This is a genomic window from Salinicola avicenniae, assembly GCF_023736115.1.
GTDB classification, from domain to species: domain Bacteria; phylum Pseudomonadota; class Gammaproteobacteria; order Pseudomonadales; family Halomonadaceae; genus Salinicola; species Salinicola avicenniae.
In genome coordinates, this window is the sequence record NZ_JAKQZC010000004.1 from 402,787 (window position 1) to 418,157 (window position 15,371).

Below are 15,371 nucleotides of genomic sequence, written 5' to 3' on the forward strand. Positions count from 1 at the left end.
CCCGTCACATGGCTATCAGCCTCGATTCGACGTGTCGCGCCTCCGTTTCCCGAATGTCATTACGACGATGCCGCTTTGGTGGAATGGTGCTCGGCGTGGCGTGCGCTAGACTGGCATTCATACATGCGTTTGAAAATGCATTGCGCACCTCGCTTTCGCGTGTCTGCCGCCAGTCGGAGAGGGCTACTGCCGTGTCTCGTTTTCCCCATCTTTTCCGGCCGCTCAAGGTCGGTCATTTGACCCTGCCCAATCGCGTAGTGATGGGGTCGATGCATACCAATCTCGAGGAAGCGCCTAATGGCTTCGCGCGGCTCGCCGCGTTCTATGCCGAGCGTGCGCGTCAGGGCGTGGGGCTGATCGTGACCGGCGGGATCGCACCGAATCCGGAAGGCGGGGTATTCGAGGGGGCAGCGAAGCTGACCGACGCCGCCGAAGCGATGCGACATCGCGAGGTCGTCGAAGCGGTGCATGGCGAGGGCGGTCGGCTCTGTCTGCAGATTCTGCATGCAGGGCGCTACGCCTACTCACCGAAATCGGTAGCGCCCTCGGCGATCGCGGCGCCGATCAGCCGTTTTACCCCGCATGCGTTGGAGGCCGGCGAGATCGAGGCGCAGATCGAAGACTTCGTGCGCTGTGCCGCGCTCGCCCGGGAAGCTGGCTACGACGGTGTCGAGGTGATGGGGTCGGAAGGTTATCTGATCAATCAGTTTCTGTGCGCGCGGACCAATCGGCGCGATGATGCCTGGGGCGGTGATGCGGCGCGCCGCCGAAGGTTCGCGGTCGAGATCGTGCGCCGGATCCGGGTGCGCTGTGGCGATGATTTCCTGCTGATCTTCCGGCTGTCGATGATCGATCTGGTCGAGGAGGGCAGTACCCGAGCAGAGATCGTGGCGTTGGCCCGGGCGATCGAGGCGGCGGGGGCAGATGTCATCGACAGTGGGATCGGCTGGCACGAGGCGCGTGTGCCGACGATCGTCACCAGCGTGCCGCGAGCGGCGTTCGCGGTGGCAACGCGAGCGGTGCGGGCGGCGGTGGCGTTGCCGCTGATCACCACCAACCGCATCAACATGCCGGCGGTGGCCGAGCGCGTGCTGGCCGACGGCGATGCCGACCTTGTGTCGATGGCGCGCCCGTTTCTGGCCGATCCGGCGTGGGTGGTCAAGGCCGAGCAGGGGCGCGAGGCCGAGATCAATACCTGCATCGCCTGCAATCAGGCCTGTCTCGATCACACCTTCCAGGGCAAGCTGACTTCCTGTCTGGTCAATCCGCGCGCCTGTCACGAGACGGAACTGGTGCTGGCGCCGGTGGCAGAGGCGGAGGCCAAGGCGATCGCGGTAGTCGGAGCCGGGCCGGCCGGTCTGGGGGCCGCGGTAGCCTGCGCCGAGCGAGGCCATCGCGTCACGCTCTTCGAGGCCGAGGCGGCGATCGGTGGCCAGTTTCGCCTGGCGCGGCGGATTCCGGGCAAGGAGGAATTCGCCGAGACGCTGCGCTACTTCACGACCCGGCTGCGCCAGCTAGAGATCGATGTGCGCCTGGCCACGCCAGTGACGTCGACGATGCTCGAGCCTTTCGACGAGGTCATCGTCGCGACTGGCGTCAGGCCGCGCACGCTGGCGTTGCCGGGAATCGACCATCCGAGCGTGATCGATTATCCGAGCGCCATTCGCGAGCCTTCTCGCGTCGGGTCGCGTGTCGCGATCATCGGTGCCGGCGGCATCGGGCATGACGTGGCGGAGCTGCTGTCGCATGTCACTCCCGGGGCTTCCGGCACCGGCGAGGCGCAGACGATCCCGGCCTGGTGCGACGAGTGGGGCGTCGATCTCGAGGTGAGCCGGCCGGGCGGGTTGAAGCCGCGAGAGGCGCCACCGGTCTCGCGCCGGATCACGCTGCTGCAGCGTAGTTCGGGCAAGCCGGGCGGCGGACTGGGAGTGACGACGGGCTGGGTGCATCGGGCGACGCTGCGCGCGCGTCGGGTCGAGACGCTGGCCGGTTGCGAGTATGTCGCAATCGATGATCGAGGGTTGCATCTGTCGGTGGCGGGCGAACCACGCCTGCTCGAGGTCGACACGGTGGTGATCTGCGCCGGGCAGGAGTCGCGCAACGCGCTCTTCGAGACATTGCTGGCGGCCGGAGCCAGCGCCCATTGTATCGGCGGGGCGCGGTTGGCCGCCGAGATCGATGCCAAACGCGCCATCGACGAAGGCGTGCGGCTGGCCGCCAGGCTTTAATGGTGGCGTAGTGCTGGCATGGCTCGTTCAGGGGCGCCCGGGTAGCGTTGAGAAGGCGTGGAGGCAAACGCCGGCCGTGCTGGGGCACCCCCGGGGCAGATGGTAGACTTGCCGACCAAGGAGCGCGTGCCCGCGGCGGCCACCCCGTCGTCAGTGGCGATCGCGCTTTTCGTGATTCAGGCCATCCGACCTGGCCCTCGGACATCGTCGGCGCGGCCATCTACCGCTGGTCGTCGACGGTCTCCCGATGGAGGGATCGTACAAGGACCCGCCCCATGACCTCTGATTGCAGCCCTCGCTTCGTGGCGAGTGACAACACTTCGGGTATCTGCCCCGAAGCCCTCGATTACCTGATCCAGGCCAATGCCAGCGACGATCTGGCTTACGGCAACGACGTCTGGACTCACCGTGCCGCTGACCGTTTCCGCGAACTGTTCGACTACGATTGTGATGTCTTCTTTGTCTTCAACGGCACCGCCGCCAACTCGCTGTCGCTCGCGGCACTCGGGCAGAGCTATCACAGCGTAATCTGCCACGAGCTGGCGCATATCGAGACCGACGAGTGTGGCGGCCCGGAATTCTTCTCCAATGGCTCCAAGCTACTGACCAGTTCGGGCGAGGATGGCAAGCTGACGCCGAAAGGGATCGAGCGCCTGGTGACCCGGCGCAGCGATATTCACTACCCCAAACCGCGCGTCGTCTCCATTACCCAGGCGACCGAGGTCGGGACGGTGTATACCCGCGAGGAGCTGCTGGCGATTCGCACGGTCGCGGACAAGTACGACCTGCGGGTGCACATGGATGGGGCGCGCTTTGCCAATGCCTGCTGCGCGCTGGATGCGTCGCCGGCCGAGCTGACCTGGCAGGTGGGTGTCGATGTGCTCTGTTTCTCCGGTACCAAAAACGGCTTGCCGATGGGCGAGGCGATTCTGTTCTTCAATCGCGACCTGGCGGAAGACTTTGCCTATCGCGCCAAGCAGGCAGGGCAGTTGGCGTCCAAGATGCGGTTCATCGCCGCGCCCTGGCTTGGGTTGCTGGAAAGCGGCGCGTGGCGGCGCAACGCCGAACACGCCAATGCCATGGCGCGCTACCTGTCGGAAGGGTTGGCGGGGCTGCCGGGCGCTTCGCTGATGTTTCCCACCGACGCCAATAGTGTGTTCGTCAGTCTACCCGAGCCGGTGATCGCCGGATTGCGTGCTCGCGGCTGGACCTTTTATACCTTTATCGGCGCCGGTGGCGCGCGTTTCGTCTGTTCCTGGAACACGACCACCGAGCTACTCGATCAGCTGCTGGCCGATGCTCGCACGGCGTTCGAGAACGTCTGATCGTTCGGTGCCGTCGGCTCGGTTGGCGGGCGGCACCCAATGACGAGGCCCAGGTCGGTCTTGGAATTAATGCTCGTCGGATTCTTCTTTTTTTTCCGTTGCTTATGAATGCAAAGCGTCAAATGGCGGCTTTTTCGGCGCAAATTCCCCGTGCATCGAAACCGGATCGTGGTAGCGTGTTCTAAAAGCGTATATTCCGACGCTGCGTTGAAAAGACTCGCAAAATGGGTCTGTCCGACGCTTCGTGCATCTGTCTAGGCTGATAGTCAGCTAGCCCGGCTGGCAGGGCATATGCCTTGTACGGTTGGGGGTCACGACCAGGAGGCTTCCATGAGCATCTTCGACCACGTGCAGAGCCGTTACGAGCGGGTTCAACAGGAAGAAATGAGCCTGCAGGAATACCTAGAGCTGTGCCGGAAGGAGCCCAGCGTCTATGCCAGCGCGGCCGAACGCATGCTCACCGCGATCGGCGAGCCGCAGACGATCGACACGGCCAAGGACCCCCGTCTTTCGCGTATCTTTTCCAACAAGGTCATCCGTCGTTATCCTGCCTTCGCCGAGTTCTACGGCATGGAAGAGGCGATCGAGCAGATCGTCGCCTACTTTCGCCACGCCGCGCAGGGGCTCGAAGAGCGCAAGCAGATTCTCTACCTGCTCGGACCGGTGGGTGGCGGCAAGTCCTCTCTCGCCGAGCGTCTCAAGCTGCTGATGGAGCAGGTCCCGTTCTACGCGATCAAGGACTCGCCGATCTATGAGTCGCCTTTGGGGCTGTTTTCGCCGGAAGAGGATGGCGAGCTGCTCGAGAAGGAGTACGACATTCCCCAGCGCTATCTGCGGGGGCCGATGTCGCCGTGGGCCGCCAAGCGACTCAAGGAGTTCGGTGGCGATCTCTCCCAGTTCCGCGTCGTGCGCCTTCATCCCTCGCGCCTCAATCAGGTTGCCGTCTCCAAGACCGAGCCGGGTGACGAGAACAACCAGGATATCTCCTCGCTGGTGGGCAAGGTCGACATTCGCCAGCTCGAGCTCTACTCCCAGGACGATCCCGATGCCTACAGCTTCTCCGGCGGCCTGTGCAAGGCCAACCAGGGGCTGATGGAATTCGTCGAGATGTTCAAGGCGCCCATCAAGGTGCTTCACCCGCTGCTGACTGCAACCCAGGAGGGTAACTACAACCCCACCGAAGGCATGGGGGCGATCCCCTTCGACGGCGTCATCATGGCCCACTCCAACGAAAGCGAGTGGCAGCAGTTTCGCAATAATCGCAACAACGAGGCATTTCTCGATCGCGTCTACATCGTCAAGGTGCCTTACTGTCTACGCGTCTCCGAAGAGATCAAGATCTACCAGAAACTGCTCGAGCACTCCTCGCTCGACGAGGCGCCCTGCGCGCCGGATACGTTGCGCATGCTGGCCCAGTTCTCGGTGCTATCGCGACTCAAGGATCCGGAAAACTCCAGTATCTATTCCAAGATGCGGGTTTATGACGGCGAGAATCTGAAGGACACCGATCCCAAGGCGAAGTCGATCCAGGAGTATCGTGACGCGGCCGGCATCGATGAAGGAATGGACGGGCTCTCGACCCGTTTCGCGTTCAAGATCCTGTCGAAGGTCTTCAACTTCGATGCTCAGGAGATCGCTGCCAACCCGGTACACCTGCTGTATGTGCTGGAGCAGGCGCTGGAGCGTGAGCAGCTGCCCAAGGAGACGCACGAGCGTTATTTGCGCTTTATCAAGGAGTTCCTGGCGCCGCGCTACGTCGATTTCATCGGCAAGGAGATTCAGACCGCTTATCTCGAGTCCTATACCGAGTATGGCCAGAACATCTTCGATCGCTATGTCACCTACGCCGATTTCTGGATCCAGGATCAGGAGTATCGCGATCCGGAGACTGGCGAGCTGTTCGACCGTCAGGCGCTCAACGAGGATCTGGAGAAGATCGAGAAGCCGGCGGGCATCTCCAATCCCAAGGACTTCCGGCATGAGGTGGTCAACTTCGTGCTGCGCGCGCGGGCGCACAACAATGGCATGAATCCGAGCTGGCAGTCCTACGAGAAGTTGCGGGGGGTGATCGAGCACAAGATGTTCGCTAACACCGAGGAACTGCTCCCGGTGATCTCGTTCAATGCCAAGGCGTCGGCCTCGGATCAGCGCAAGCACGAAGATTTCGTCGACCGCATGGTGAGTCGCGGCTATACCGAGAAACAGGTTCGGTTGCTCTCCGAGTGGTATCTGCGGGTGCGCAAGTCGCAGTAAGCGTGTCGATGTCATCGTGACGGCTGGCCTTCGCAGCCGTCACCAGAGACGGGCGCCGCGGTCAGGCGCCTGTCGCAGCCAGTCTGCGGCCAGTCTGCAGGAGGTGCCATGAGCTATTTCATTGATCGACGCCCCAATGCGCGCAACAAGAGTGCGGTCAATCGGCAGCGCTTTCTGCAGCGCTACCGTTCGCATATCAAGCGTGCGGTCGAGGAGTCGGTGAATCGCCGCTCGATTACTGACATGGAGCGTGGCGAGAAGGTTTCCATTCCCACCAAGGATATTTCCGAGCCGTCATTCCAGCACGGGCCTGGCGGGCGACGCACGATTGTCAGTCCGGGCAACAAGGAATTTGCCGAGGGCGACCGACTGCGGCGTCCCGGTGGCAGTGGTGGAGGTGGCAGCGGCGAGGGGCAGGCGTCGAACCAGGGCGAGGGAATGGATGAATTCGTGTTCTCGCTGTCGCGAGAAGAGTTCCTCGATTTCGTCTTCGACGGCCTGGAGCTGCCGCATCTCGAGCGCAAGCAGCTGCGCGTGCTGGAGGAGACGCGACCGGTGCGGGCGGGGATTTCCCGCGAGGGCGTGCCGGCGCGGATCAATATCGTACGCTCGATGCGCGAGGCGCAGGCGCGTCGAATCGGTATGCGGGCGCCGCTCAAGCGAGCGCTGCGCGAGGCGCAAGAGGCGCTGTCGCAAGAGGAGCGCAAGGACCCGGTGCTGCGCAATCCGGCGCGAATCGACGAGCTGAAAGCCGAGATCGCGCGGCTGGAAAAGCGGATCGAGGCGATTCCGTTCCTCGATACCTACGACCTGCGCTACAACCACCTGACCAACCAGCCGCTGCCGTCGAATCAGGCGGTCATGTTCTGCGTCATGGATGTCTCCGGGTCGATGACCCAGGCCCACAAGGATATCGCCAAGCGCTTCTTCCTGCTGCTTTACCTGTTTCTCGAGCGCAACTACGAGAAGGTCGAGCTGGTCTTCGTGCGTCACCACACCGTGGCCAAAGAAGTGGACGAAGAGGAATTCTTCTACTCCCGCGAGACCGGCGGCACGATCGTTTCCAGTGCCCTGCAGCTGGTCGATGACATCATCACGGCGCGCTATTCGCCGGAGCAGTGGAATCTATACGTCGCACAGGCGAGCGATGGCGACAACTGGGATGATGACTCGTCGACCTGTCTTCAGCTGCTCGACGAGTCATTGATGCGCAAGCTGCAGTATTTCACTTACGTCGAAATTACGCCGCACGCGCATCAGGCACTCTGGGAGGCCTACGACACGGTCAGGTCGGCTTACTCGGAGCGTTTCGCCATGCAGCAGATCGTTCAGGCGGATGACATCTATCCTGTCTTCCGCGAGCTTTTCCGTCAGCGCACGCAAAGCTGACGTCGGTGCCGCCACCGAGGAGAGATCGATGACGCGACGCAAGCCCATAGCCACCGGTTCGGACTGGAGCTTCGATGTGCTCGAGCAGTACGAGCATGCGATCGCCGAGCTGGCCCGCGAGTATCGGCTGGACACCTATCCCAACCAGATCGAGATCATCACCTCGGAGCAGATGATGGACGCCTACGCCAGCGTGGGTATGCCGATCGGCTACCATCACTGGTCCTTCGGTAAGCAGTTCCTGTCCGTCGAGCAGGCCTATCGTCGCGGTCAGATGGGGCTGGCCTACGAGCTGGTGATCAACTCCGACCCCTGCATCGCCTACCTGATGGAAGAGAATTCGCTGATGATGCAGGTGCTGGTCATTGCCCATGCCTGCTACGGTCACAACTCGTTCTTCAAGGGCAACTACCTGTTTCGGGCCTGGACCGACGCCTCGGCGATCGTCGACTACCTGGATTTCGCGCGCAAGTATGTCGCGCAGTGCGAGGAGCGTCATGGTGTCGAGGCGGTCGAGCAGCTGCTGGATGCCTGTCATGCTCTGCAGAACTACGGTGTCGACCGCTACAAGCGCCCGTCGCCGATCTCCGCCGCGGAAGAAGTGAAGCGTCAGGAGGAGCGCGAGGCCTACCTGCAGACCCAGGTCAATATGTTGTGGAGCACGATACCGACGCCAATGAGCGAGCGCGCGCAGGAGCCGCCGCTGGATAGCGAGAACGATCCGTTGGGCCTGCATCGGCATGGGCGCTATCCCAGTGAGCCTCAGGAGAACCTGCTCTATTTCCTGGAGAAGAACGCACCACTGCTGGAGCCCTGGCAGCGCGAAATCGTGCGTATCGTGCGCAAGCTGGCGCAGTACTTCTATCCGCAGCGCCAGACGCAGGTGATGAACGAGGGGTGGGCGACGTTCTGGCACTACACGCTGATGAACCGCCTGTATGACGACGGCCTGATCGACGAAGGCGTGATGCTCGAGTTTCTGCAGTCGCATACCTCTGTCGTTACCCAGCCCGGTTTCGATAGCCCCTACTTCAATGGCATCAACCCCTATGCCCTGGGCTTCGCGATGTTCAGCGACATTCAGCGCATCTGCCAGACGCCGACCGCCGAGGATCGCGAATGGTTTCCGGAGATCGCCGGTAGTGACTGGCTCGAGACGCTGCATTTCGCGATGCAGAACTTCAAGGATGAGTCGTTCATCCAGCAGTTCCTGTCGCCGAAGGTGATTCGCGATCTCAAACTGTTCAGTCTGGTCGACGATGACCGTGACGATAGTCTGCAGGTCGAGGCGATTCACGATGATCGCGGCTATCGGCGAATTCGCGAGGCGCTCTGCGTGCAGTACGCGCTCTCCGCCCGGGAGCCCAATATTCAGGTGTGGGAGGCGGATATTCGCGGCGATCGTTCGCTGACGCTGCGACACGTCCAGGATCGCCGGCGGCCGCTGGGGCAGAGCCTGTTCCCGGTGTTGCGTTATCTCCACCAGCTGTGGGGCTTCCCGATTCGACTCGAGTCGGTGGAAGGCGGGGATGTCGTGCGCCGCTATCAATGGCCGATTCCGGAGCCGGCGCGGGAGTCGGCTTGAGCGGGTCGTGGCGCGGGGCATGGCTCCTTTCATCGGATACCGAGGCGTTAAGATGCGCTATGCCCCGCTCGTGACCGAGTATGGTGAGATGCTGCTGATTGGCGACGCGCGAGGCCTGCACGAACTGCGCCTGCCCGAAGGCGCGTGCTCGCCGACACCGCCGTCGGATGGCGTGCGCGATGATGCCCTCTTTGCCGGGGCGCGTGCAGAGCTCCAGGCCTACCTGGCCGGTCGGCGTCACAGCTTCAACCTGACGTTGGCGCCGCACGGCAGTGCGTTTCAGCTGCAGGTCTGGCAGGCGCTGCTGCGGATTCCCTACGGTGAGACCGTAACCTACGGCCAATTGGCCGAACGGATCGGCAAGGCCGGCGGTGCACAGGCGGTGGGTGGCGCGGTCGGGGCCAATCCGCTGCCACTGCTGATTCCCTGTCACCGCGTGGTTGCGGCGCGGGGGCTGGGCGGCTACCGCGGCGGTGAGTCTCTCAAGCAGGCGCTGCTGACGCTGGAGGGCGCAGTGCCGCGAAGCTGATATACTTCCCGCCAGTCATGCTGTCACGCTGTCATGCTTTTCGTGCGCTTGTGCGCCGCCGGTGGGAGAGGGAAATGCAGAACGCCGTTATTCTGATCAACGTCGAGAAAGGCGCTATTCGCAGCGTCGCCGAACGCCTGGCGGACCTCGATGGTATCAGCGAGGTCTATTCGACCTGTGGTCGCTACGACCTGGTCGCCATTGTCCGCACCCGGGATTTCGAGTCGCTGGCCACGCTGGTCACCGAGCGATTGAACAGCGTTGACGGCATTCGTGACACCGAAACGCTCAATGCGCTGCAGGTGCATTCGCGCCATGATCTGGACGCCATGTTCTCCGTCGGTCTCTAGGGGGCGGGGTGGCGCGTCGTCAAAAGCGGGGGTTGCTCGGCCAGCTGGCCCGCTCCTCGCGTGTCGGTTTGATCTTTGTCGTCGTCGTCAGCGGGCTGTGGTACTGGCACGAAGGTGGCGTGCGCGATCGTATCAGCTGGATGGGCGTTCCCGACTGGCAGTGGGATGACTTTCGCGGCTGGAACCGGGTGCTGCGCAACGACGGATTTCTGGTCGGATGGTCGGATTTGCGGGCCGAGCCGCTCTGGGTCGGCTATAGCCTGCATCGGGTCGAGGATCCGCGCAGTCAGCCACGTCCTGACCGTTTCACTCAGGACTGGCGCAGCCTGTGGCCGATCACCAGCGAAGATTACACCGGTAGCGGCTATGATCGCGGGCATCTGGCCCCGAACTACGCGATGTCCGTGGTCCACGGGCGCGAGGCCCAGCTCTCCAGCTTTCAGATGACCAATATCACGCCGCAGCGTCCCAAGCTCAACCGACAGCTGTGGCAGCGGCTTGAGGAAGCGGTGATCGATGACTTTGTGCCGCGTTTCGGCGGCGTCTGGGTCATCGCCGGTCCGGTCTTCGACGACCAGTGGCTTCACCGTATCGGCTTCTCTCAGGTGCCGATCGCTTTCTACAAGATTTTGATCGTGCCCGGCGAGACACCGCGAGCACTAGCGTTTCTCATGCCGCAGGATGTATCCGGCAACGAGCCGCTCGATCGCTTTCTGGTGTCCATCGACGAGATCGAGGCGCGTACCGGCCTGGATTTCTTCCCGCAGCTGCCGGCGGAGACTGAGCGCGAGCTGGAAAGGCGCGTCGACGCGTCGGGCTGGGGGCTCGAGGCGGTGTCGCGGCGGCCGGGGCGCTATCAGTAAGTGCGATAGGAAATCGGGCAAGGCGCTGCTTCCAGCGGCGTCTATCTCGACCGGCGGCTCTCCCGAAGGTATATGCCCCGTGTGAGCTTCCTCGCGTCGAAACGCGGCGAGCTATCTTGCAGGGCTATCTTGCCTCGCTATCTTGCAGGCGGGCAGAAGCGATCGACTGACGGCGGCCAGTGCTGGGCAGTGATCGTTATGAAAAACACGGGATAGCCTGGGGAGCGGGGTGTTGGGGTTGCCGGTCGGCTGGGAAGAGATCGTTCGGATCGAGATCAAGCGTGCGGGATGTCACATGACACATGGTGCCCAGGAGAGGACTTGAACCTCCACGTCCGTAAGGACACTAGCACCTGAAGCTAGCGCGTCTACCAATTCCGCCACCTGGGCGTGTCATGAGCATCTCGAGAGGATGGTGCCCGGAAGAGGACTTGAACCTCCACGTCCGTAAGGACACTAGCACCTGAAGCTAGCGCGTCTACCAATTCCGCCATCCGGGCTCTCTCTGGCACCTTGGCGCATCGAGCTGTGTGTCGATGGTGCCCAGAAGAGGACTTGAACCTCCACGTCCGTAAGGACACTAGCACCTGAAGCTAGCGCGTCTACCAATTCCGCCATCTGGGCCAAGGCGCGATGCATAATACCGACTCTGCGGCTGAATGCAAGCGTCTCTTTTATCTCGGCATATCCTGTTTTGATGTGGCGTCGTTGGTCGTCGAATCGGCGCGTCATGGCAGCGTGACGACGGGCTGCCGCGTGCATGCCGGCGAACGCTTTCGTCAATCTGCCGCGCCGAATCGATGGTTACCGTTCACGGCATGGTTGGGTCGCGCAGGCGTGACCGCTATACTTGGCGCATGAATCCAAAAAGATTGAATGGCTCAGGCCGCCCGCCGCGTGATCCCCACCTCGACGCAAGGACGATAGTTTCATGACTCAATGGACGTTGGACGACGATCCGCAGGCGGCGCGCGAAGCGCAGAAGTACGATAACCCGGTCCCCAGTCGCGAGTACCTGCTGGCTCGGCTGGAAGCCTATGGCAAGCCGATTACCCACGAAAACATGAGCGCCATGCTGGGGCTCGAAGACGAGAACCAGCAGGAGGCGGTGCGCCGTCGCCTTGCCGCGATGGAGCGCGATGGCCAGATCCTGCGCGATCGCAAGGGTGCCTATGCGTTGATCGACAAGCTCGATCTGATCAAGGGGCGCGTGCAGGGGCACCGCGATGGTATGGGGTTCCTGATTCGCCACGATGGCGTCAAGCCGGACCTCGTGCTGCCGCCGCGTCAGATGCGGCGTGTGTTCGACGGTGATGTGGTCCTGGCACGCGTCAGCGGCCGCGATCGCCGCGGCCGTGACGAGGCGACCATCGCCGAAGTCCTGGCACGCAACACCCAGTCGCTGGTCGGTGTCTTCCGCCAGAACAGTGCCGAGTTTGCCGTCCTGATTCCGGAGAAGTCGCGGATCAGCCAGGAAGTGATCATTCCGCACAGCGCCAGCCTGGGCGCCAAGGACGGGCAGATTGTCTCGGCGAAGATCACCCAGCAGCCGGAGACGCGTAAGCAACCCGTCGGTGAGGTGGTCGAGATTCTCGGCGAGCGGATGGACCCGGGCCTCGAGATCGATATCGCGATCCGGACGCATGACATTCCCGCCGAATTTCCGCCCGAGGTGAAGGCGCAGATCGACGGCATGTCGGATCAGGTGAAGGAAGAGGACAAGGTTGCTCGCATCGACCTGCGCGACACGCCGCTGGTCACCATCGACGGCGAGGATGCCAAGGATTTCGATGATGCGGTCTGCGCCTGGAAGACCAAGTCCGGCAGCTGGAAGCTGATCGTCGCCATTGCCGACGTTTCGCACTATGTGAGAGGCGGCAGTGCGCTGGACGGTGAGGCCTACGTCCGCGGTAACTCGGTCTACTTCCCGGGCCAGGTCGTGCCGATGCTGCCCGAGCTGCTTTCCAACGGGCTCTGTTCGCTCAATCCCCACGTCGATCGTCTGACGATGGTGTGCGAGATGAATATCTCTCAGAACGGCACCATCAGCCGCTACAAGTTCTATGAGGCGGTGATGCGCTCGCACGCGCGTCTGACGTACAACGATGTCGGCACGATCCTGCAGGCACCGGAGAGCGAGGAAGGGCAGGCGCTGCGCGAGCGCTACCGTGACCTGATTCCGTCGCTGGAGAATCTGCACAGTCTCTACAAGGTGTTGCGCAAGGCGCGCGAGGCTCGCGGCGCGATCGACTTCGAAACCACCGAGACGCAGATCGTCTTCAATGACGAGCGCAAGATCGAGAAAATCGTGCCGCGCACCCGTAACGATGCGCACAAGCTGATCGAGGAGTGCATGCTGGCGGCCAACGTGGCCACGGCGCGCTTCCTCGACAAGCACGACCTGCCGGCGCTCTATCGAATCCACGAAGCGCCGGCGGCGGAGCGTCTGGAAAACCTGCGTGTCTTCCTTGGCGAGCTGGGGCTGACGCTGGGTGGCGGCGACGAGCCGTCGCCGAAGGACTACCAGGCGCTGCGCGAAGTGATCAAGGATCGCCCGGACGCCGATATCATCCAGACAGTGATGTTGCGTTCGATGAGTCAGGCCGTCTATTCGCCACATAACGAAGGGCACTTCGGCCTGGCGTATCAGGCCTATGCTCACTTCACCTCGCCGATTCGTCGTTACCCCGATCTGCTGGTACACCGGGCCATCCGCTCTGTGGTGCGCGGGCCGCGCCAGACGCAGACTGTGATGCGCGCCGAGGCGGCGCCGGTCGAGAAGCCTTCGACCTGGTGTCCTTACACCTTCGAGCAGATGCTGGAGCTGGGCGAACATTGCTCGATGACCGAGCGGCGGGCCGATGATGCCACCCGTGACGTGACCGACTGGCTCAAGTGCGAGTTTCTCTCCGACAAGGTGGGCGAGGTCTACGAAGGCACCATCGCGTCGGTCACACAGTTCGGTATCTTCGTGCGGCTCGACGAGGTTTATGTCGAGGGGCTGGTGCATGTCACCTCGCTGCCATCCGACTACTACCACTATGAAGCCGAGAAGCATCGCCTCAAGGGCGAGCGTAGCGGTGTCGCCTATCGTCTCGGCGATGGGGTGACCGTTCGCGTGGCGAGGGTCGATCTCGATGACCGCAAGATCGATTTCGATCTTGCCGATGCCGCGCCGCGCCATCGACGCACGCCGCGCAGCCGCAAGCCGGATACCGGCGCCGACGATGCGGCCGCCGCCAGCGGCGGTGAGTCGACATCGGCGCGCAAGCAGCGTCCCGGCAAGCGTGAGCGCCAACAGGGCGGAGAGACGAATGAAGGGGGCAGCGGGCAGCGCCGTTCGCGTCGTTCGCGTCAGCGCAAGGGCAAGCGCTGATGGCGCGCGGTGGCAACCGTCCCTCGCGCCGTGGCGCCGCCGCGCCGCGTGAGACCATCGATACGCCGGCCGGGCTAGAGCCGATCTACGGTGTCCATGCGGTTCAGGCGCTGCTCGAGCGAGAGCGTGCGCCGCGAGAGCTCTGGATACAGCAGGGGCAGGCCGAGCAGCGTCTGAGCTCGCTGCTCGAGGCTGCGGTGGGTGCGGGAAGCGTAGTCAAGACGGTGCCGCGCGAGACGCTGGACGCGCTCTCTGGGCGGGCGGCCCACCAAGGGGTTGTCGGCTTCTGCGAGCCGCTGTTGCCGGAAAGCGAGACCACGCTGTGGTGGCGGCTGGAGCAGTGGGGTGAGCCCGAGCCGCCGCTGCTGCTGATCCTCGATGGCGTCACCGACCCGCACAACCTCGGTGCCTGCCTGCGCAGTGCCGACGCCGCCGGCGCGCACGGCGTGATCGTACCCAAGGACAAGTCGGCGACGCTCAACGCGACCGTGCGCAAGGTTGCCTGCGGCGCAGCGGAGACGGTGCCGCTATTCCAGGTGACCAATCTGGCGCGCAGCATGGAGAAGTTGAAGCAGCTTGGCGTCTGGATCAGCGGCACCGCCGGTGAAGCCGAGACGCTGGTCTACGATGCCGACTTCAATGGCCCTTGCGCGCTGGTCATGGGCGCCGAGGGCAAAGGGCTGCGCCGCCTGACTCGGGAAGCTTGCGACAGCCTGGTCAAGCTGCCGATGGCTGGCAGCGTCTCGAGTCTCAACGTCTCGGTGGCCGCGGGGATCTGTCTGTTCGAGGCCGTGCGTCAGCGCCGTCTTGCCCCGACCGGTTGAGCTTGCACTGCCCCTTCTCGATCTCTACAATTACGCGGTTCTGTGGGCAGGCTCTGCCGACAGAGCCGCGTTTTCCGTGCGTCCGGGGTTATCCGGCGCGCAGGGAGACGTCCCGAGGTCCGACTATCCGGCACCGACCGTCGTGAAAGCGAGGTGGTGATCCGGTATCGACTCCTTGCTTCTCGTGGCCCGCATCAGTGACGCCGCGCAGAAGCTGCCAAACCGAAAGGAGCTAACATGCGTCATTACGAAATCGTGTTCATGGTCCACCCGGACCAGAGCGAGCAGGTTCCGGCCATGGTCGAGCGCTACACCAGCCTCGTTACCGAGAACGGCGGCACCGTGCATCGCCTCGAAGATTGGGGCCGCCGTCACCTGGCTTACCCGATCAACAAGATCCACAAGGCTCACTACGTGCTGATGAACATCGAGTGCAGCGGCGAGACTCTCGACGAGATCGAGAACATCTTCCGCTTCAACGACGCCATCATCCGTAGCCTGATCGTGCGCAACAAAGAGGCCGTTACCGAAGCCTCGCCGATGATGAAGCCGGCCGAAGACAAAGGCCGTCGTCGTGACGACAAGTCCTCCGAGCGTGGCGATCGCGAGCGTTCCGAACGTTCCGAAGCAACGACCGAAGCTAACTGAT

Annotated in this window: 11 protein-coding genes and 3 tRNA genes; 11 read left to right on the plus strand and 3 right to left on the minus strand. The window is 63.0% G+C overall.

The window, feature by feature from the left end:
• Positions 1–191: 191 nt before the first annotated feature.
• From MC381_RS11210 to MC381_RS11245, 8 genes are all read left to right on the plus strand, one after another.
• Positions 192–2,228, plus strand: coding sequence for an NADPH-dependent 2,4-dienoyl-CoA reductase (locus MC381_RS11210; protein ID WP_251977834.1), 2,037 nt, complete (start codon positions 192–194; stop codon positions 2,226–2,228).
• Between the two features lie 275 nt (positions 2,229–2,503).
• Positions 2,504–3,553 (plus strand): threonine aldolase family protein, encoded by a 1,050-nt coding sequence (locus tag MC381_RS11215; protein ID WP_251977835.1) that lies wholly within the window; start codon positions 2,504–2,506, stop codon positions 3,551–3,553.
• A gap of 330 nt (positions 3,554–3,883) precedes the next feature.
• Positions 3,884–5,806 (plus strand): PrkA family serine protein kinase, encoded by a 1,923-nt coding sequence (locus MC381_RS11220; protein WP_251977836.1) that lies wholly within the window; start codon positions 3,884–3,886, stop codon positions 5,804–5,806.
• Between the two features lie 108 nt (positions 5,807–5,914).
• Positions 5,915–7,195, plus strand: a complete 1,281-nt coding sequence (locus MC381_RS11225) for a YeaH/YhbH family protein (RefSeq protein ID WP_251977837.1) — start codon at positions 5,915–5,917, stop codon at positions 7,193–7,195.
• A gap of 28 nt (positions 7,196–7,223) precedes the next feature.
• Entirely contained in the window at positions 7,224–8,780 is a 1,557-nt protein-coding gene (locus MC381_RS11230) for a SpoVR family protein (protein WP_251977838.1), read from the plus strand.
• 52 nt (positions 8,781–8,832) lie between these two features.
• Positions 8,833–9,309 carry a methylated-DNA--[protein]-cysteine S-methyltransferase gene (locus MC381_RS11235; RefSeq protein WP_251977839.1) on the plus strand — a complete coding sequence of 159 codons (477 nt, stop codon included), beginning with the start codon at positions 8,833–8,835 and terminating at the stop codon, positions 9,307–9,309.
• A gap of 74 nt (positions 9,310–9,383) precedes the next feature.
• Entirely contained in the window at positions 9,384–9,659 is a 276-nt protein-coding gene (locus tag MC381_RS11240) for an Lrp/AsnC family transcriptional regulator (RefSeq protein WP_251977840.1), read from the plus strand.
• Positions 9,660–9,667: 8 nt separating this feature from the next.
• A complete protein-coding gene (locus MC381_RS11245) occupies positions 9,668–10,522 on the plus strand; it encodes a DNA/RNA non-specific endonuclease (RefSeq protein ID WP_251977841.1) in 855 nt (284 codons plus the stop codon).
• A 303-nt stretch (positions 10,523–10,825) separates the two neighbouring features.
• On the opposite strand, the gene MC381_RS11250 is transcribed toward MC381_RS11245, so the two are convergent.
• The 3 genes from MC381_RS11250 to MC381_RS11260 form a co-directional block, all read right to left on the minus strand.
• Positions 10,826–10,912, minus strand: a tRNA-Leu gene (locus MC381_RS11250).
• A 23-nt stretch (positions 10,913–10,935) separates the two neighbouring features.
• A tRNA-Leu gene (locus tag MC381_RS11255) sits at positions 10,936–11,022 on the minus strand.
• A 37-nt stretch (positions 11,023–11,059) separates the two neighbouring features.
• Positions 11,060–11,146 (minus strand) — tRNA-Leu (locus MC381_RS11260).
• Between the two features lie 307 nt (positions 11,147–11,453).
• Between MC381_RS11260 and rnr the strand changes: the two genes are divergently transcribed.
• The 3 genes from rnr to rpsF all read left to right on the plus strand — a co-directional run bounded on the left by rnr (position 11,454) and on the right by rpsF (position 15,370).
• A complete protein-coding gene (gene rnr / locus MC381_RS11265) occupies positions 11,454–13,898 on the plus strand; it encodes a ribonuclease R (protein WP_251977842.1) in 2,445 nt (814 codons plus the stop codon).
• The gene (rlmB, locus tag MC381_RS11270; protein WP_251977843.1) at positions 13,898–14,722 is read left to right on the plus strand and encodes a 23S rRNA (guanosine(2251)-2'-O)-methyltransferase RlmB; all 825 of its coding nucleotides are present in this window, start codon (positions 13,898–13,900) and stop codon (positions 14,720–14,722) included. The genes rnr and rlmB overlap by 1 nt, the downstream gene beginning before the upstream one ends.
• A 237-nt stretch (positions 14,723–14,959) precedes the next feature.
• Positions 14,960–15,370, plus strand: coding sequence for a 30S ribosomal protein S6 (rpsF, locus tag MC381_RS11275; RefSeq protein WP_251977844.1), 411 nt, complete (start codon positions 14,960–14,962; stop codon positions 15,368–15,370).
• The last annotated feature ends 1 nt before the right edge of the window (position 15,371 follow it).

Bases quoted from the DNA above. Each gene is read 5' to 3' on its own strand.
- rlmB (WP_251977843.1), top strand. From the start codon at position 13,898: ATGGCGCGCGGTGGCAACCGTCCCTCGCGCCGTGGCGCCGCCGCGCCG.
- MC381_RS11220 (WP_251977836.1), top strand. From the start codon at position 3,884: ATGAGCATCTTCGACCACGTGCAGAGCCGTTACGAGCGGGTTCAACAG.
- MC381_RS11240 (WP_251977840.1), top strand. From the start codon at position 9,384: ATGCAGAACGCCGTTATTCTGATCAACGTCGAGAAAGGCGCTATTCGC.
- MC381_RS11230 (WP_251977838.1), top strand. From the start codon at position 7,224: ATGACGCGACGCAAGCCCATAGCCACCGGTTCGGACTGGAGCTTCGAT.
- MC381_RS11215 (WP_251977835.1), top strand. From the start codon at position 2,504: ATGACCTCTGATTGCAGCCCTCGCTTCGTGGCGAGTGACAACACTTCG.
- MC381_RS11235 (WP_251977839.1), top strand. From the start codon at position 8,833: ATGCGCTATGCCCCGCTCGTGACCGAGTATGGTGAGATGCTGCTGATT.
- rnr (WP_251977842.1), top strand. From the start codon at position 11,454: ATGACTCAATGGACGTTGGACGACGATCCGCAGGCGGCGCGCGAAGCG.
- MC381_RS11225 (WP_251977837.1), top strand. From the start codon at position 5,915: ATGAGCTATTTCATTGATCGACGCCCCAATGCGCGCAACAAGAGTGCG.
- rpsF (WP_251977844.1), top strand. From the start codon at position 14,960: ATGCGTCATTACGAAATCGTGTTCATGGTCCACCCGGACCAGAGCGAG.